Raw genomic sequence first — 16,272 nt, 5'->3', positions numbered from 1 at the left:
GTCTGAACCCGTAGTACGGAGGTGATGTATGACCGCTTTTGCGCTTGAAGCCGAAGGCATCAGCAAGTTCTTTCCGGGTGTGAAGGCACTGGATAATGTGTCGCTGCGCGTACGTTCCGGAACGGTACATGCTTTGATGGGTGAAAATGGCGCGGGCAAATCCACTTTAATGAAGTGCCTGATCGGGATTTACCGTCCCGATCAGGGCACCATCAAGATTAAAGGGGAGCCAGTGCAATTCAGGGACACCATGGATGCGTTACGGTCCGGTGTTTCAATGATCCATCAGGAACTGAATCTGGTGCCGCACATGACCGTGGCTGAAAATATCTGGCTTGGACGGGAGCCGGTTAAATTTGGCTTTGTCGACCATGCCCAGTTGAATAAAGAAACCCAGGCGCTGCTTAACCGGCTGAATATCAAACTGAAAGCCGACCGCATGGTAGGCGAACTGAGTATTGCCTCACAGCAGATGGTGGAAATTGCCAAAGCGGTGTCCTGGAATGCCGACATTGTCATTATGGATGAGCCCACCTCTGCGTTGACGGAAACCGAAGTCGCACATTTATTTACCATCATTCGCGATCTGCGCGAGCAGGGTAAAGCCATCGTTTATATCAGTCACAAAATGGATGAGATCTTTGCCATCACGGATGAGATTAGTGTGTTTCGTGACGGCAGTTGGGTAGGCAGTGACAGTACCAGTGCGTTCACGCGCCAGTCTCTGATTACCAAAATGGTCGGGCGTGAGCTGACACAGCTTTTCCCGAAATTCAATAATGCCATCGGGGAAGAGGTGCTGACCGTTCGTCATCTGAGCTGCAAAGACCGCTTTACCGACATCAGTTTCGGTGTGCGTCGGGGAGAAATTCTCGGTGTGGCAGGCCTGGTCGGTGCCGGGCGCAGCGAAGTGATGGAAAGCCTGTTTGGCATGGCGCATTTTGACAGCGGCGAAATTCTGATTGACGGCATCCCGGCGAATATTGACTCGCCCTCGGTCGCCATCGAAAAGGGCATGGCGTTTTTGACCGAGGATCGTAAAAAGTCAGGATTGTTTTTGGTGTTGTCGGTGCTGGAGAACATGAGCATTGTCAACATGCCGGAATACAGCGGCAAAAGCGGCTTTGTCAGCCATGTCAAAATGGCTCAGGACTGCATGGATCAAATCCGCCGTCTGAATATTAAAACCCCTACCATGGATCAAATCATCAATAACCTGAGCGGCGGCAATCAGCAGAAAGTCTTGATCGCCCGTTGGCTGCTGGCCCAACCGAAAATCCTGATCCTGGATGAGCCGACGCGAGGAATCGATGTGGGGGCAAAAGCCGAAATTTATCGTTTGATTAGTGAGCTTGCCAACCGTGGAGTCGCCATCATTATGGTGTCCTCAGAGCTGCCGGAGATTCTGGGCATGAGTGATCGCATCATGGTGATGCATGGTGGGCGCATTACCGGCATCCTCGATAAAGAAGAGGCCGATCAGGAAACTATTTTGTCGTTAGCATCCGAATGAGGCGCGAAACCACGATGAGTAATATGAAAGCCACGGCCGCTCAGGCTTCTCAGCAACAACCCTCTTTCCTGGCAAACCTGCGTCACAAGGTTCCAAAGGATACCGGCATCTTTGTGGTGATGGTGGGGATTGCCTTAATTTTTGAAATTTTTGGCTGGTATGTTCGCGATCAGTCGTTCCTGATGAACACGAACCGCCTGATTTTAATCGTATTACAGGTCGCTATCATCGGCATCATCGCCGTCGGCGTAACCCAGGTGATCATTACGACCGGTATCGATCTCTCTTCCGGTTCGGTGATTGCGTTGACTGCGGTGGTGGCTGCCAGCCTGGCGCAAACCTCAGAAACGCTGACGCCGATGTTTCCATCCCTGGTGAATATGCCTGCGGCCGTGCCGATTGCTGCCGGCATTGGCGTTGGTTTACTGTGCGGTTTGATCAATGGCGTCTTAATTACCCGTACCGGTATCCCGCCGTTTATTGCCACCTTGGGTATGATGGTCTCCGCGCGCGGTCTGGCGCAGTATTACACCCAGGGCAACCCCATCAGTTTTCTGTCCGATGGATTCACCTCTATTGGTCAGGGAGCCATGCCGGTGGTGATTTTCCTGGTTGTGGCGCTGGTGTTTCACGTTGCGCTGAAACATACCCGTTACGGCAAATATGTTTATGCCATCGGCGGCAATATGACTTCGGCCAAAGTGTCCGGCATTAACGTCAATAAATACCTGATCATCGTTTACACCATCGCAGGGGCGCTGTCAGGCCTGGCGGGTGTGGTGCTGGCGGCACGCGTCAGCAGCGGCCAGTCAAGCATGGGCGTGGGCTACGAACTGGATGCGATTGCCGCAGCGGTCATCGGCGGCAGCAGCCTGATGGGCGGCGTGGGTCGTATTACCGGCACGCTGATTGGTGCGGTGATTCTTGGTCTGATTAAAAGCGGATTCACCTTTGTTGGGGTGGATGCGTATATCCAGGACATCATCAAAGGCATCATCATCGTCGCCGCAGTTACCATCGATATGCGACGCAATCGCGCCAAACGCTAATACGCTGCCGCCTTTGCGCCGTAGCGGCGTTGGCACCAGGCGCTTATCCCAGTCACATAGTTAACTATGCTCCTGGGCCTAAGCGCCTGGCGCCGCCTTGCTACAACACAAATGCGTTTGCGTATTCGCGCTTTGCTGGCTGAGGTGAACAAGAGACAGCAAAACTAAAAAGCTTTTAAACGGAATCCCGTGGGGGTCTTCTCTGGTGCCAGAGGATCGCCGCCTTGCTACAACACAAATGCGTTTGCGTATTCGCGCTTTGCTGGCTGAGGTGAACAAGAGACAGCAAAACTAAAAAGCTTTTTACCGAAGTCCCGTGGGGGTTTTCTCTGGTGCCAGAGGATATCTGCCTTGCTACAACACAAATGCGTTTGCGTATTCGCCTTTCTGACCTTTTAAAAAAACGTGAGTATATTTAGCGTTATAGGTGGGAAGACGTTTCGAATCGATCAACCACTCAGGCAATAACGTGTTTCTTCTCAGCCAACAGTCTTAGACTTTCACGCAGCAACGCAGCAACGCAGCAACGCAGCAACGCCTCTCTCTTTCTGCTTTTTCTCCTGCATAACCGGGCCGGGCGCTGGCACGTCGATAACCTTTGCTGGCACAGGGCCGACGCTGCACGCTGGTTTGACATATTGCGCACTGTTGCGGTGCAGCTCACCTCGCGTCGCCGCCTGAATGCGGCGGCGCTCTCAGACTTACCTCTTTGGTGGTACAGATAAACGCTGTTTATTCTGATGCTTAGCAATTATTTCCCGACATGTTTCGCGATCTGAATAAACCTGGTCTGCATATTGCAATTCCCTCTTATGCAAGCTGGTTGACAGAGACCAGCCAGACACCTTGACGTAGCAACGGAGGCAAGATGAATTTAAGACGGCTGAAATATTTTGTGAAAATCGTCGATATCGGTAGCCTGACGCGGGCAGCCGAAGTGCTGCATATTGCTCAGCCTGCATTGAGCCAGCAGGTTGCTACGCTTGAAGGTGAGTTGGAACAGCAGCTTCTCAACCGCACCAAGCGCGGCGTTACGCCGACGGAAGCCGGGAAATTACTCTACAGCCATGCGCGCGTTATTCTGCGGCAGTGCGAACTGGCACAGTCAGCAGTGATGAATGCGGGTGAGGTGGTCAACGGGCAGGTGTCGATTGGCCTGGCACCGGGAACGGCGGCCTCAGCCTTAACTATGCCGCTGCTGCAAACCGTACGGGAACAGTATCCCGATATCATGGTTTATCTGCATGAAAACAGCAGCAGTGCGCTAAACGAAAACATCATCAACGGTCAGTTGGATATGGCCGTGCTGTATGACCGTGCGCCGACGGCAGGCATTAACAGCGTGCCGTTGCTGAAAGAAGATCTGTATCTGGTGGGCACCACGGCCTGTCCTGGGACCAACGTGGATCTGGCCGACGTGGCGCAGATGAGCTTGTTTCTGCCACGCGACTACAGCGCTGTGCGCCAGCGGGTCGATGAGGCGTTTTCACTGCGTCGCCTGAGTGCGCGCATTATTGGCGAAATAGAGTCGCTTTCAACCCTCACCGCCGCCATATCAAGCGGAATGGGTGTGACCGTGTTGCCGGAGTCGGCTGCCCGGGCGCTGGTAGGATCAACCCAGGCGTGGATGGCGCGCATTACCAGTCCGACCATCAGCCTGCCGTTGTCGCTGAACCTGTCGCACCGTTTGCCTTTATCGCCGCCTGCGCAGGCCGTTAAAAATATCCTGCTGTCGCTGCTTAACAAGCCGCTGACGGAAAAACGCGAACTCACGCTGGTCAGCTAACGCTCATCCTTGTTGATCTGTCTGTAAAGCAGGGCGCGGAGACATCGCGCCACTGCCCTTTCTCTGGCTGTCCTCCCTGATGTGATTCATTCCTTCCTGCTGCGTGTCATATGCTTTAAATGCATAAATAAAACTTTTTTAGTATTTCCTGTTATCGATAATCCTTTTTACCCTCTGGTTATCAGATTGTGTAAAGAGAGGTAAAGGGTGTGAATTTCCAGCAACTTAAAATTATTCGCGAAGCCGCGCGGCGGGAGTTCAACCTGACAGAGGTGGCAAGCACCCTGTTTACGTCACAATCGGGCGTCAGTCGCCATATCCGCGATCTGGAAGATGAGCTTGGCGTCGAAATTTTTATCCGGCGCGGCAAGCGACTGCTCGGTATGACAGAGCCGGGTAAGGCGTTGTTAACCATCGCTGAGCGAATTCTGGACGAAGCCGGTAAAGTCCGTCGTCTGGCAGACGTCTTCACCAATGAATCCAGCGGTATTCTCTCCATCGCAACCACCCATACTCAGGCCCGATACAGTCTGCCACCGGTAATCAAGGCGTTCCGCCAGCTTTATCCCAATGTCCGGCTCGAACTCAACCAGGGATCGCCGCAGGAAATCGTAAATATGCTGCTGGCAGGAGAGGTGGATGTCGGCATTGCCAGTGAAATGCTGGTGAACAACGGCAGTCTGGCGGCATTTCCGTGGTTCAGCTGGCATCATGCTTTGCTGGTGCCGCGCGATCATGACCTCGTTCAGCAGCAACCGGTATCACTGAATGCGCTGAGCCACCATCCTCTTATTACCTATCGTCAGGGCATTACCGGACGCTCGCGCGTGGACAGAGCCTTTCAGGGTGCAGGTTTAAAACCGGACATCGTGCTCAGCGCCCAGGATTCCGATGTGGTAAAAACCTATGTCAAACTTGGTCTCGGAGTCGGTATCCTGGCCGATCAGGCCTGTGAAACCGAGCCGGGCGGAGAGCTGGTCAGGCTGGATGCCACGCACCTGTTTGACGCCAACACGGTATGGCTGGGCCTGAAACGGGGACAGCTACAGCGCAACTACGTCTGGCAATTTCTTGAGCTGTGCAACGCCAACCTGTCGCTTGAAGAGATCAAAAAGCAGGCGCTTTCATCAGCGGGTGATGATGAACCGGTGATCGATTTTCAGATTTAACGCTCAGGCACATCAGGCTGCATATCGTGACGGCATAAAATTTTTTTTCTGCCGTAAATCCTCTCAGCGAACACTTTCTGGCTGGCAATAACAACATCCTGCGCTTCCCCCCACCCGATAAAGTGGAAAGATCTGAACAAAGGGGGATGGGATGTCACGTATACAACTAAACGATCACACGCTGCTGCGCCAACAGGCGCTGTTCGCGGGCCAATGGCAGAATGGCTATCAGGGCGAAACCTTGCCGGTTATCGACCCGGCCACCGGCGACACGCTGGCCACCATTCCGGCGCTGGGCCGTGAGGAAACCGAGGCGGCAATTAACCACGCGGAGTCGGTGCGTCATGAATGGGCAAAAACGCCTAATGCCACGCGTGCCGGGCTGCTGGAGAAGTGGTACCAGCTTATTATCGATAACGCGGACGATCTTGCCATCATCATGACGGCCGAGCAGGGCAAGCCGCTGGCGGAAGCGAAAGGCGAAGTGCTGTACGGTGCCAGTTTCGTCAAATGGTTTGCCGAAGAGGCACGTCGCATTTATGGCGATACCATTCCTGCTCCCACCTCAGACCGCAGAATTATCGTGTTGAAACAGCCGGTCGGTGTAGCGGCAGCGATCACACCCTGGAACTTCCCTATCGCCATGATTACCCGCAAGGTGGCTCCGGCGCTGGCGGCGGGTTGCCCCATTATCGTTAAACCCTCCGACCTGACGCCGCTCTCCGCGCTGGCGCTGGCGGTACTGGCCGAGCGCGCCGGTTTTCCGTCCGGTGTCTTGCAGGTGGTCACCGGTATGCCGACGGAAATTGGTGCCGCGCTGACCGAAAGCCGCCTTGTCCGTAAGATCTCTTTTACCGGTTCAACTCGCGTGGGTCAGTTACTCATGAAGCAGTGCGCTGACAGCATAAAACGCCTGAGTCTGGAGCTGGGGGGAAATGCGCCGTTAATCGTTTTCGATGACGCCGATATTGAGATTGCGGTGGCGGGCGTAATGACCAGCAAGTTCCGTAACGCCGGGCAAACCTGCGTCTGCGCCAACCGGATTCTGGTTCAGCGCAACATCTATGACCGCTTTTCCGCCCGTCTGCTGGAGGCCGTTGCTACCCTGAAGGTGGGTGACGGATTTGCAGCCGGAAGCACCATCGGGCCGCTAATCAATACCGGGGCGGTCGAAAAGGTGAATGCGCACATCGATGATGCCTTACAAAAAGGGGCGACGCTGTTAACAGGCGGCATCAGCAATGGAACGGGCACCTGGGTTCAGCCTACCGTGCTCGGTCAGGTCACGCGTGAGATGCGCATTGCCCAGGAAGAAACCTTTGGCCCCGTGGCGCCGCTGTTTATCTTCGACGATGAAGAGCAGGCACTGGCGATGGCGAATGACACACCTTATGGACTGGGCGCTTACTTCTTTACCGAGAATATTCGTCGTGCCTGGCGGGTAGCGGAAGCGCTGGAATTTGGCATGGTCGGTTTTAATACCGGCGTAATCTCTTTAGAAGTCGCTCCTTTTGGTGGGGTAAAATTATCCGGTATTGGTCGTGAAGGTTCACGTTACGGAATTGATGAATATCTGGAGCAAAAAACTTTCCATCTCGGCAGCCTGTAATTTAAAACGGTAGTCATAAATGTACGCGCCAGCATAAGCACTCTGCTGGCGCTTTTTTTTGTGCGCCAGATCTAAGTTTTCCTTCCATTCTCCTTTTTAGTGCAAGTTTCATGCGCAATGCACCAAAGCAATGCGGCTTTTTTGTGAGGTAAATCATCTGTTTAAGGCTTCGGCAATTCCGCAATAAATCCGTCATTAATACGGCAGAAAAATTTTTTTGCGTGGTTTTAAACGCATTTTAATTTTCTTAACGGCTGGCATACTTTCTGCATTACCTAATTAATATTTCAGAAAAGCATTGCCGAAATTTAACCAAACCAGCGTGTGACGGCTGTAATAAATAAGGATTCTTCCATGTTGAGTTTCGACCCGGAAAGCGTGCAACTCCCGTTGGGCCATTATATCGGCGGGAAACATGTGCAAACACAAGGCGAATCTTTTGCCGTCAAACGCCCCTCAGATGGTCACGTCTTTGCCACTCTGCATGAAGCGCAGGCCGAGGACGTTGACCATGCCGTCATGACGGCCCATCAGGCATTAAAAACCAGCGGCTGGTCAGGCTGCGCACCCCGTGAACGCGGTCGGATAATGCGTCGCTGGGCCGATTTAATTGAGCAGGATCGGCTGCTGGCCCAGCTTGAAGCGCTGGGCTCGACGCGTCCGATTGCTGACGTAATACAGCACGAAATTCCTTTCACTGCCGAAGCCATCCGTTTCTATGCCGAATGCGCGGACAAATACAGCGGTGACCTGTTCCCCACCCGTGAAAACAGCCTGGGGATGTTGATTGCTGAACCCTATGGGGTGATCGGTGCCATTACGCCCTGGAATTTTCCGTTGTCGATGGCCTCGTGGAAGTGCGGACCGGCGCTGGCTGCGGGGAATGCCGTGGTACTCAAGCCATCAGAACTGACGCCGCTTTCTACCGTACGCATGGCAGAACTGGCGGTACAGGCCGGTTTGCCGGCCGGTATCCTCAATATTGTACAGGGCAGTGGGGCCGTAACGGGCAGTGCGCTCGTCAGGCATCCTCTGGTCCGTAAGGTCTCCTTTACCGGCTCAACCCTGACCGGCGCGCGCATTATGAGCGATGCGGCGCAGTTCGGCATGAAACCGGTGACGCTGGAGCTGGGTGGAAAAAGTCCACAACTGGTCTTTGATGATGCGGGTGATATTGAGGTGCTGGCGCAGCGTATTCTGCGCGGCTTTACCGCTAATGGCGGTCAGGCCTGCGTAGCGGGTACACGCTTAATCGTGCAGCGCGGCATTGCCGATGCGCTCACGGCGCGGCTGACGACATTGTGCCGTGAGGTTAAACCCGGCGTCACCTGGCAGGAAACCAGTCGTTATGCGCCGCTGATTGATGCACGCCAGGGCAATAAAGTGCGTTCGGTGATTGAAGAAGCCAAAGCCCTGGGCGCAGAAGTGCTGGTGGGCGGCGAACGCTTTGCGGATACCGATGAGGGCTGGTTCTGGCAGCCCACGCTGTTAAGCCAGGTTAAGCCTGATAACCCGGCGGTTCAGCAGGAAATTTTTGGTCCGGTGCTGACGATTCAGACCTTCGATGAGGAAGAGCAGGGGCTGGCACTGGCGGCACATGACACGTATGGCCTGTGCGCGGGCGTGCATACGCTGAGTCTGCCCCGGGCGATGCGGGCGATACGCGCGATTGAAGCCGGTACCGTCTGGGTCAACCGCTACGGTCGCTCTGGCGATTTTATTATCCCTACCGGCGGCTTTCTGGGATCGGGTATTGGCAAAGATTTGGGTCGCCAGGCCTTCCAGTCCTGCCAGCGCCAGAAAAGTGTACTGATCGATTTTTAAGCACCACACCTGACAATAACGAGGTTAATTCAATGGCACTGTTTAAACCCAAATTCATCACATTTGATTGTTACGGCACGCTGATTTTTTTTGACATGGCCGGTGCGGCTAAACGCTGTTTCGCCGATCGTGTCGACGCAGAAGCGCTGGACGCCTTTGTGACTGATTTTTCCAGCTACCGTCTGGACGAAGTCATGGGTGCATGGAAACCCTATTACGATGTGGTCAGCAATGCTATTCAGCGCACCTGCAAAAAGTGGGGCGTGAAATGGCAACAGGCAGACAGCGATTTTATTTACGCTGACTGCGCCACCTGGGGCCCGCATCCTGATGTCCCCGCTGGCTTAGCCAAAGTGGCGAAAGAATTCCCGCTGGTGCTGTTGACTAACTCGATGAATGACCTGATTCCTCATCATATTCCTCGCCTGGGCGCACCGATCCATATGACGATCACGGCGGAAGAGGCCGGTGCCTACAAACCGCATATGAAAGGTTTTGAATACATGCTGGAAAAACTGGACTGCCGTCCGGACGAGATCCTGCATGTGTCATCCAGTTTCCGTTATGACCTGATGACCGCCCACGACCTTGGCATTAAGCATAAGGTCTGGGTCAACCGCGGCCATGAACCGGCTAATCCGTATTATCAATACACCGAAGTTAAAGACATTGGCGGCCTGCCTGGCGTCGTCGGTCTTTGAGGACATCGACATGAAACTGGAATCGTACTGGCAAGCCACCGCCCCGTCGTTCAGCGCTGCCGCGCAGGGGCCGTTGCCGTCACAGGCGGATGTGGTGGTGATAGGCGCTGGCTTTACCGGTGTGTCTGCGGCGCTGACGCTGGCGCGAAACGGTATCAATGTTGTGGTGCTGGATAGCGGAGAAGTGATGAGTCAGGCTTCGTCGCGCAACGGCGGTCACTGCAATACCGGCGTGGCGCAAAACTTTGCCTCGCTGGTTGCCAGCCAGGGACTTGAACAGGCCAGTCGCTTCTATCGGGCGTTTGATGATGCGGTTACCTATGTTGAGCAGTTAGTGAAGGACGAGCAGATTCACTGCGATTTTCGGTGGTGCGGCAAACTCAAGCTGGCCAGTAAAGCCTCGCATTTTGCCGGACTGCAGGACGCCTTCACGTTGATGCGGCGCACGGTGGACCCCGATATCCAGTTACTGAGTAAAGATGAGGTTCAGCGTGAGATCGGCAGTAGCGATTTTCACGGTGGATTGCTGCAACAGCGCGGCGGTCAGATGCACATGGGCAAGTTTGGTGTGGGCCTGGCCGAAGCCGCGGCACGCAGCGGCGCAAAAATTTATCCCCACCATCACGTCACCCAACTGGAACGCCTTGACGGCTATCGCCATCGGGTGGTGACCAGCAAGGGTGAAATCCAGGCAGACAAAGTACTGATGGCAACGGGCTGCTCCAGTGAAGGTCCGTTTCCATGGTTCCAGCGTCGTATCGTGCCGGTAGGCAGCTTTATCGTTGTCACTGAGCCGCTGGATGATGGGCTAATCCGTACCTTGCTGCCTGAGGATCGTAACTATGTTACCTCCATGAATATTGGTAACTACTTCCGCACCACGGCGGACCGCCGTCTGGTCTTTGGTGGACGCGCGCGCTTTGCCATCAGTAATCCGACCTCGGACTCACGCAGCGGCGAGATATTGCATGCTGCAATGGCGAAGATGTTTCCGAAGCTGACTAACACCCAAATTGATTACTGCTGGGGTGGCATGGTGGATATGACGGCCGATCGCCTGCCGCACGCTGGCGAACAGGACGGCATATTTTATTCACTGGGTTACAGCGGTCATGGCACCCAGATGTCGGTATGGATGGGCCGCGTGATGGCCGATCTGTTAAGTGAGAAAGTCCGGGACAACCCCTGGCAGCGTCAGACATGGCCTGCACTGCCGGGCTATCACGGAAAACCGTGGTTTTTGCCCCTTGCCGGGCTCTACTACAAAGCAAAGGATCGCCTTTCGTAAATTCACATTGTTTTTCAGGCCGTTGCGGGGTTGTTGTGTTCGCCGAGAGCGACCAACAGCCCGTCGCGGATGGGCAATGCAGCATGCGCCGTCTGAATAACGCAGGGAATTTTCCATGTTCGCTCGAACACGTAATGAGGTGTACAGATGAGTAAAATTGATAATAAAGAATCTGACGTAACCAATCCTGCTCTGACGCGGATGATCACTGAAGGCACATTGTCTCGTCGCAGTTTAATGAAGCTACTCTCCGCCGGTGCGGTGATGAGCACGGGACTGATTGGCTTCCCCGGCATGGCGCTGGCGGAAAGCAAACCCGTACAGGGCGGGAAACTGCGTGTCGGGATGTCTAACGCGTCTGCAACCGATACGCTGGACCCGGCAAAAGGCAGTAACAGCGCCGACTACACGCGCCAGTTTATGTTTTACAGCTGTCTGACCGAGGTTGACAAGGCGATGTCCGTTAAGCCCGGCCTGGCAGAGTCGGTTGATTCTGACGACGGCATCACCTGGAGCATTAAACTGCGCAAAGGTGTTACCTTCCACGACGGTAAACCTTTTACCGCGAAGGATGTGATTTTCTCGCTTAATCGTCATAAAGATCCTGCCGTTGCCTCCAGCGCATTCAAGCTTGCTGAACAGTTCAAGACCATCACTGCCGTCAACGATAATGAAGTGCAGCTTGCTCTCGTGGCACCTAATTTTGATCTTCCCTACATGCTGACCACGTCTCCCTTCCTGATTGTTCAGGATGGCACCAAAGATTTCAGCAAAGGGATCGGCACTGGCCCCTTCGTATGCAAGAGCTTTACGCCTGGCGTGAATACCGTGGGCACCAAAAACCCGAACTACTTTAAACCGGGCCTGCCGCATCTGGACGAAGTGGAGCTGCTTGGCGTTACCGATCAGGCTGCCCGCGTCAACGCCCTGCTGTCTGGCGATATCCAGGTGGCCTCGGGCCTGAAAGCCTCAGACAGTATGCGCATTGGTCATACGACGGATCACGCGGTGCTTGAAACCAAGGGCGGCATGTATACCAACCTGATCATCCGTACCGATATCAAACCCGGCAGCAACCCGGATTTCGTGCTGGCGATGAAATACCTGCAGCCAAGAGAAATCATCGTGAAAACGGTGCTGCAGGGCTTTGGCGATATCAGTAATGACACGCCGGTTCCGCCGTGGCATCCGCTGTTTAACGCCGATCTTAAACCGCGTCCGCTCGATCCTGAAAAAGCCAAATTTTACATCAACAAAGCGGGCATGACCGGACAGTCGATAGAGATTATTACCACGCCGCCGCTGGAAGGCGCGACGGAAGGGGCGCAGCTCATCCAGCAGGTCGGGCGCAACGCAGGGCTTAACGTTAACGTGCGGCGCGTGCCGTATGAAGGCTACTGGGGAACACACTGGACGAAAGATCCGGTGGGCTACGGCTCGATCAACCCGCGCCCAACGCTGGATATGCTGTTCTCACAGTTCTACCTGTCAAGCTCCTCCACGAACGAGAGCGGCTGGAAAAATCCCCAGTTTGACCAGTTGGTGATTGCGGCACGCGGTGAGCGTGATAAAGCCAAACGCAAGCAGATGTACGGTGATATGCAAACCCTGATCTATGACCACTGCGGTACGCTCATCCCGGCATTTATCAGTTCAATGGATGGCTACAGCAAGAAGGTTAACGGCCTTGAGGCCTGGCCATCGGGCATGCTAATGGGCTATCGCTTCCATGAGTTTGCCTGGCTTTCAGCCTGATAATCGTCTGACGAAGGAGTTCGCCGATGAACCGATACATGATGTTCCTGATTGCCCGGCGCATTGGCGCCGGCATCCTGACCTTGCTTATCGTCTCGGCGGTGGTATTTTTTATCACCAGCCTGCTGCCGGGCGATGCGGCGCAAATGATCCTGGGGCAAAACGCCACGCCAGAAACGGTAGCGGCCTTGCGCCAGCAGCTCGGTTTAGATCAGCCGCTGCTGGTACGCTATTTCACCTGGCTTGGCGGCATGCTGACGGGGAATTTTGGCACCTCATTTGCGAGTCATCTGCCGGTTGCACAGCTGGTGGCGCAGCGTCTTCCCGCCACCTTTGAACTTGCTGCCACTACCACAGCGATTTGTGTGCCGCTCGCACTGATTATTGGTATCGCGGCGGCCATGAATCGTGGCTCCAAACTCGATCGTGCGCTGGTGATTGGCACGATGGCGACGGTGGCCGTACCGGAATTTCTGGTGGCCACGATTGCGGTGCTGATTTTTGCCGTGAAGCTGCACTGGGTTTCTGCGATGTCGCTGGGCAGTCCCAGTATGGACTTCGCCAGCTACATCAAAGCCTATGCGTTGCCGGTGATGACGTTATGCTGTGGACTGGTCGCGCAAATGGCACGTATGACCCGCGCGGCCATTATTAACCAGCTCGACAGCCCTTATCTTGAAATGGCCTTGCTCAAAGGGGTTTCCCCCATGCGGGCGGTGTTACGCCATGCCTTACCGAATGCCGTCGGCCCCATTGCTAACGCGATTTCCCTCAGTCTTTCTTACCTGTTTGGTGGGGTCATTATTATCGAAACCATTTTCAGCTATCCGGGTCTGGCCAGCCAGATGGTCGACGCGGTCAGTAATCGCGATCTGCCGGTGGTACAGCTCTGCGTAATGCTGTTTGCCAGCTGTTATCTTGTGCTGCTGCTGGCGGCGGATATTGTCACTATCGCCTTTAACCCGAAATGGAGGAGCTGATGAAAATATTGCTTCCGTGGCGTATTTTTCAGTCACTGTCTTTATCGGGCCGCCTGGGCCTGGTGGTGACCTTGTTCTGGTTGATCATCGCCATCTTCGGCACCTGGTGGGCACCCCACAATCTTGACGACATTGGGGTCGGGCCATTAATGGGCGGATTGACGCATGAAAACCTGCTGGGTACCGATTACCTCGGGCGGGATATGCTCAGCCGCATTATGTACGGTGCGAAGTTTTCCCTGGGGCTGGCGCTGGGCGCTGCCATGCTGGCCAGCCTGATTGGCACCATGCTGGCGTTGTTAGCGGCGGTAACCGGACGCTGGCTGGAAGAGCTGCTGGGCCGTATCAATGACGCGATGCTGGTGTTGCCAGGCAAAATACTGGCGCTGATGATTGTGGCGGTGTTCGGGTCCTCGCTGCCGATGCTGCTGATCACGGCGGTGTTTACCTACTGGCCGGGTGCGTTTCGTATCGCCTTTGCCCTCGCCAGCAACTTACGCAACATGGACTATGTCCGCGCCTCTCGCCTGCGGGGAGAAAGCCGCTGGTACATCGCCATCCACGATATTCTGCCCAACATGGTGCACCCGGTCCTGGCGGATTTTGGTCTGCGCTTTGTGTATATCGTTTTACTGCTGAGTGGATTGAGCTTCCTGGGGCTGGGCGTTCAGCCACCTTATGCCGACTGGGGAACATTAGTGCGTGAAAATATTCAGGGGTTGTTTGACGGCTCACCGGCGGTGCTGATGCCAGCGGTAGCGATTGCCAGCCTGACCATCGCGGTCAACCTGTTTATTGACAGCTTGCAAAGCATGCGTCCGTTGACGCTGGCAAAGGAGGGGGCATGAACGTGACACAACATACGGCAATGCCTGTGATTTCTGTCGATAACCTGCGCGTGACGGCGCATACCGACAATGGGGATGAACTGGATATCGTCTCCGATATCCGCTTCACGGTGCAAAAAGGTGAAGTGCTGGCGCTGATTGGTGAATCCGGCTCGGGTAAAACCACCATTGCGATGGCGCTGATGGGCTATGCGCGCCACGGTTGCAAGATCGCCGAGGGCAATATTCATGTGGCGGGCACCAACATCATGGATCTCACGCCCGCGCAGTTGCGCATGTTTCGCGGCAATAAAGTGTCCTATATTGCCCAGAGTGCCGCCGCCTCTTTTAACCCCGGAATGAAAATCATCGATCAGGTTATCGAACCGGTTGTGATTCACGGCACCATGACGCGCAAGGCGGCGAAGGTCAAAGCGCTGGCGCTGTTCCGTGAGCTGGCCTTACCCAACCCGGATACGATTGGCGATCGCTTCCCCCATCAGGTCTCAGGCGGGCAGTTACAGCGTTTAATGACGGCGATGGCCCTGATTAGCGATCCCGAGGTGGTCATTCTTGATGAACCCACCACGGCGTTAGACGTGACGACCCAGGTTGAAGTGCTAAAAGCCTTTCGTCGGGTGGTGAAACAACGTGGCGTAACGGCGATTTATGTCAGCCATGACCTGGCCGTGGTGGCGCAAATGGCCGACCGGATTCTGGTTCTGCTGCAAGGCAAAATTGCCGAATACGGCACAACGGCGCATTTGATTGGTGCACCCCAGGCGGACTATACGCGCCTGCTGATGGATGCCGCTCAGCAAAAAGAGCGGCCCAGCAACTGGTGTCAGGCAAAGGCGGATGAACTGCCGTTGCTTGAAGTGCGTGACCTGTCAGCCGGTTACGGTCCAAAGGGCAGTGATGGATTGCCCAAAGTCCGCATTCTGGAAAATATTAATCTCACGCTGTGGAAAGGTCAGGCCATTGGCATTATCGGGGAATCCGGCTCGGGTAAAACCACCCTGGCGCATGCCATTGCCGGTCTCAATCCTGCCTGCCAGGGACATGTCCTGTTTAACGGCCACTCTGTTGCGGGCCAGATGCAAAAACGCAGCGACAATGAGCTGCGACGTATTCAGTACGTTTTCCAGATGGCGGATACAGCCCTCAATCCGGCCCATAGCGTGGAACGCATTTTAACGCGTCCGCTGACGCTGTTTCATGGTCTGAGCGGCATCGCTCGCCAGCAGCGACTCTATCAACTGCTTGATCTGGTTAAGCTGCCGCGCACCGTGCTGTCCCGCCGCCCCTGGTCACTGTCAGGTGGGCAAAAACAGCGTGTTAACCTGGCCCGTGCACTGGCGGCTGAACCGGATGTGATTTTATGTGATGAAGTCACGTCGGCGCTGGATACCGTGGTAGCTTCCGCCGTGCTGGATCTGATCAGCGAACTGCGCCGCGAGCTGGGCCTGTCGGTAATGTTTATCAGCCACGATATGCACGCCGTGCGCGCGGTATGTGATGAGATCGTCGTGATGCGAAATGGCAGCATCGTCACTCAGCTGGCGCGCAGCAATTATGACCAGCCTACCAGTGAACTCTATTTCGAACGCCTGAAACGCGCGGTTCCTGAGCTGCGTCAGGGCTGGCTGGATGAGCATGAAGAGATTCTGAAAGCTGAGTAACAGGCTGTTATGTCGTCGATCACGTTCGACAGACAGGCAGTATCCAGGCGCCGGGCGCGATGAGCGTCATGGCACCGGCAAACAAACAG

General features: G+C 54.9%; 12 protein-coding genes. All 12 read left to right on the top strand.

The features are described from left to right. The first annotated feature begins 28 nt into the window (after nucleotides 1-28). The 12 genes from A6A26_RS18600 (at nucleotide 29) to A6A26_RS18545 (ending at nucleotide 16,183) form a co-directional block, all read left to right on the top strand. The gene (locus A6A26_RS18600; protein ID WP_063880110.1) at nucleotides 29-1,513 is read left to right on the top strand and encodes a sugar ABC transporter ATP-binding protein; all 1,485 of its coding nucleotides are present in this window, start codon (nucleotides 29-31) and stop codon (nucleotides 1,511-1,513) included. Nucleotides 1,514-1,536: 23 nt separating this feature from the next. Beyond that, complete coding sequence (locus A6A26_RS18595) at nucleotides 1,537-2,562, top strand: ABC transporter permease (protein WP_172823928.1); 1,026 nt, start codon at nucleotides 1,537-1,539, stop codon at nucleotides 2,560-2,562. 868 nt (nucleotides 2,563-3,430) lie between these two features. Then, nucleotides 3,431-4,348, top strand: a complete 918-nt coding sequence (nac, locus tag A6A26_RS18590; protein WP_063880109.1) for a nitrogen assimilation transcriptional regulator NAC — start codon at nucleotides 3,431-3,433, stop codon at nucleotides 4,346-4,348. A gap of 209 nt (nucleotides 4,349-4,557) precedes the next feature. Continuing rightward, nucleotides 4,558-5,517 (top strand): HTH-type transcriptional regulator Cbl, encoded by a 960-nt coding sequence (gene cbl / locus A6A26_RS18585; RefSeq protein ID WP_063880108.1) that lies wholly within the window; start codon nucleotides 4,558-4,560, stop codon nucleotides 5,515-5,517. A gap of 151 nt (nucleotides 5,518-5,668) precedes the next feature. After that, nucleotides 5,669-7,126, top strand: a complete 1,458-nt coding sequence (locus A6A26_RS18580; protein WP_063880107.1) for an NAD-dependent succinate-semialdehyde dehydrogenase — start codon at nucleotides 5,669-5,671, stop codon at nucleotides 7,124-7,126. Between the two features lie 354 nt (nucleotides 7,127-7,480). Continuing rightward, nucleotides 7,481-8,950: an aldehyde dehydrogenase family protein gene (locus A6A26_RS18575; RefSeq protein WP_063880106.1), complete on the top strand. Its 1,470-nt coding sequence runs from the start codon at nucleotides 7,481-7,483 to the stop codon at nucleotides 8,948-8,950. Between the two features lie 32 nt (nucleotides 8,951-8,982). Further along, nucleotides 8,983-9,651 carry a haloacid dehalogenase type II gene (locus A6A26_RS18570; protein WP_063880105.1) on the top strand — a complete coding sequence of 223 codons (669 nt, stop codon included), beginning with the start codon at nucleotides 8,983-8,985 and terminating at the stop codon, nucleotides 9,649-9,651. Between the two features lie 10 nt (nucleotides 9,652-9,661). Beyond that, a complete protein-coding gene (locus tag A6A26_RS18565; RefSeq protein ID WP_063880104.1) occupies nucleotides 9,662-10,939 on the top strand; it encodes an NAD(P)/FAD-dependent oxidoreductase in 1,278 nt (425 codons plus the stop codon). 147 nt (nucleotides 10,940-11,086) lie between these two features. Beyond that, entirely contained in the window at nucleotides 11,087-12,694 is a 1,608-nt protein-coding gene (locus A6A26_RS18560; RefSeq protein ID WP_063880103.1) for an ABC transporter substrate-binding protein, read from the top strand. 26 nt (nucleotides 12,695-12,720) lie between these two features. After that, nucleotides 12,721-13,674 (top strand): ABC transporter permease, encoded by a 954-nt coding sequence (locus A6A26_RS18555; RefSeq protein ID WP_063880102.1) that lies wholly within the window; start codon nucleotides 12,721-12,723, stop codon nucleotides 13,672-13,674. Then, nucleotides 13,674-14,522: an ABC transporter permease gene (locus A6A26_RS18550; RefSeq protein ID WP_063880101.1), complete on the top strand. Its 849-nt coding sequence runs from the start codon at nucleotides 13,674-13,676 to the stop codon at nucleotides 14,520-14,522. Before A6A26_RS18555 ends, A6A26_RS18550 begins: the two co-directional genes overlap by 1 nt. Then, complete coding sequence (locus A6A26_RS18545) at nucleotides 14,519-16,183, top strand: ABC transporter ATP-binding protein (protein ID WP_063880100.1); 1,665 nt, start codon at nucleotides 14,519-14,521, stop codon at nucleotides 16,181-16,183. Before A6A26_RS18550 ends, A6A26_RS18545 begins: the two co-directional genes overlap by 4 nt. The last annotated feature ends 89 nt before the right edge of the window (nucleotides 16,184-16,272 follow it).

This window comes from Pantoea sp. OXWO6B1 (genome assembly GCF_001641135.1).
Classification (GTDB): domain Bacteria; phylum Pseudomonadota; class Gammaproteobacteria; order Enterobacterales; family Enterobacteriaceae; genus Pantoea; species Pantoea allii.
The sequence above is the reverse complement of the archived record's forward strand: the minus strand, read 5'-3'. Positions and strand labels throughout refer to the sequence as shown.

Bases quoted from the DNA above. Each gene is read 5' to 3' on its own strand.
- A6A26_RS18600 (WP_063880110.1), top strand. From the start codon at position 29: ATGACCGCTTTTGCGCTTGAAGCCGAAGGCATCAGCAAGTTCTTTCCG.
- A6A26_RS18595 (WP_172823928.1), top strand. From the start codon at position 1,537: ATGAAAGCCACGGCCGCTCAGGCTTCTCAGCAACAACCCTCTTTCCTG.
- nac (WP_063880109.1), top strand. From the start codon at position 3,431: ATGAATTTAAGACGGCTGAAATATTTTGTGAAAATCGTCGATATCGGT.
- A6A26_RS18580 (WP_063880107.1), top strand. From the start codon at position 5,669: ATGTCACGTATACAACTAAACGATCACACGCTGCTGCGCCAACAGGCG.
- A6A26_RS18575 (WP_063880106.1), top strand. From the start codon at position 7,481: ATGTTGAGTTTCGACCCGGAAAGCGTGCAACTCCCGTTGGGCCATTAT.
- A6A26_RS18570 (WP_063880105.1), top strand. From the start codon at position 8,983: ATGGCACTGTTTAAACCCAAATTCATCACATTTGATTGTTACGGCACG.
- A6A26_RS18565 (WP_063880104.1), top strand. From the start codon at position 9,662: ATGAAACTGGAATCGTACTGGCAAGCCACCGCCCCGTCGTTCAGCGCT.
- A6A26_RS18560 (WP_063880103.1), top strand. From the start codon at position 11,087: ATGAGTAAAATTGATAATAAAGAATCTGACGTAACCAATCCTGCTCTG.
- A6A26_RS18555 (WP_063880102.1), top strand. From the start codon at position 12,721: ATGAACCGATACATGATGTTCCTGATTGCCCGGCGCATTGGCGCCGGC.
- A6A26_RS18550 (WP_063880101.1), top strand. From the start codon at position 13,674: ATGAAAATATTGCTTCCGTGGCGTATTTTTCAGTCACTGTCTTTATCG.
- A6A26_RS18545 (WP_063880100.1), top strand. From the start codon at position 14,519: ATGAACGTGACACAACATACGGCAATGCCTGTGATTTCTGTCGATAAC.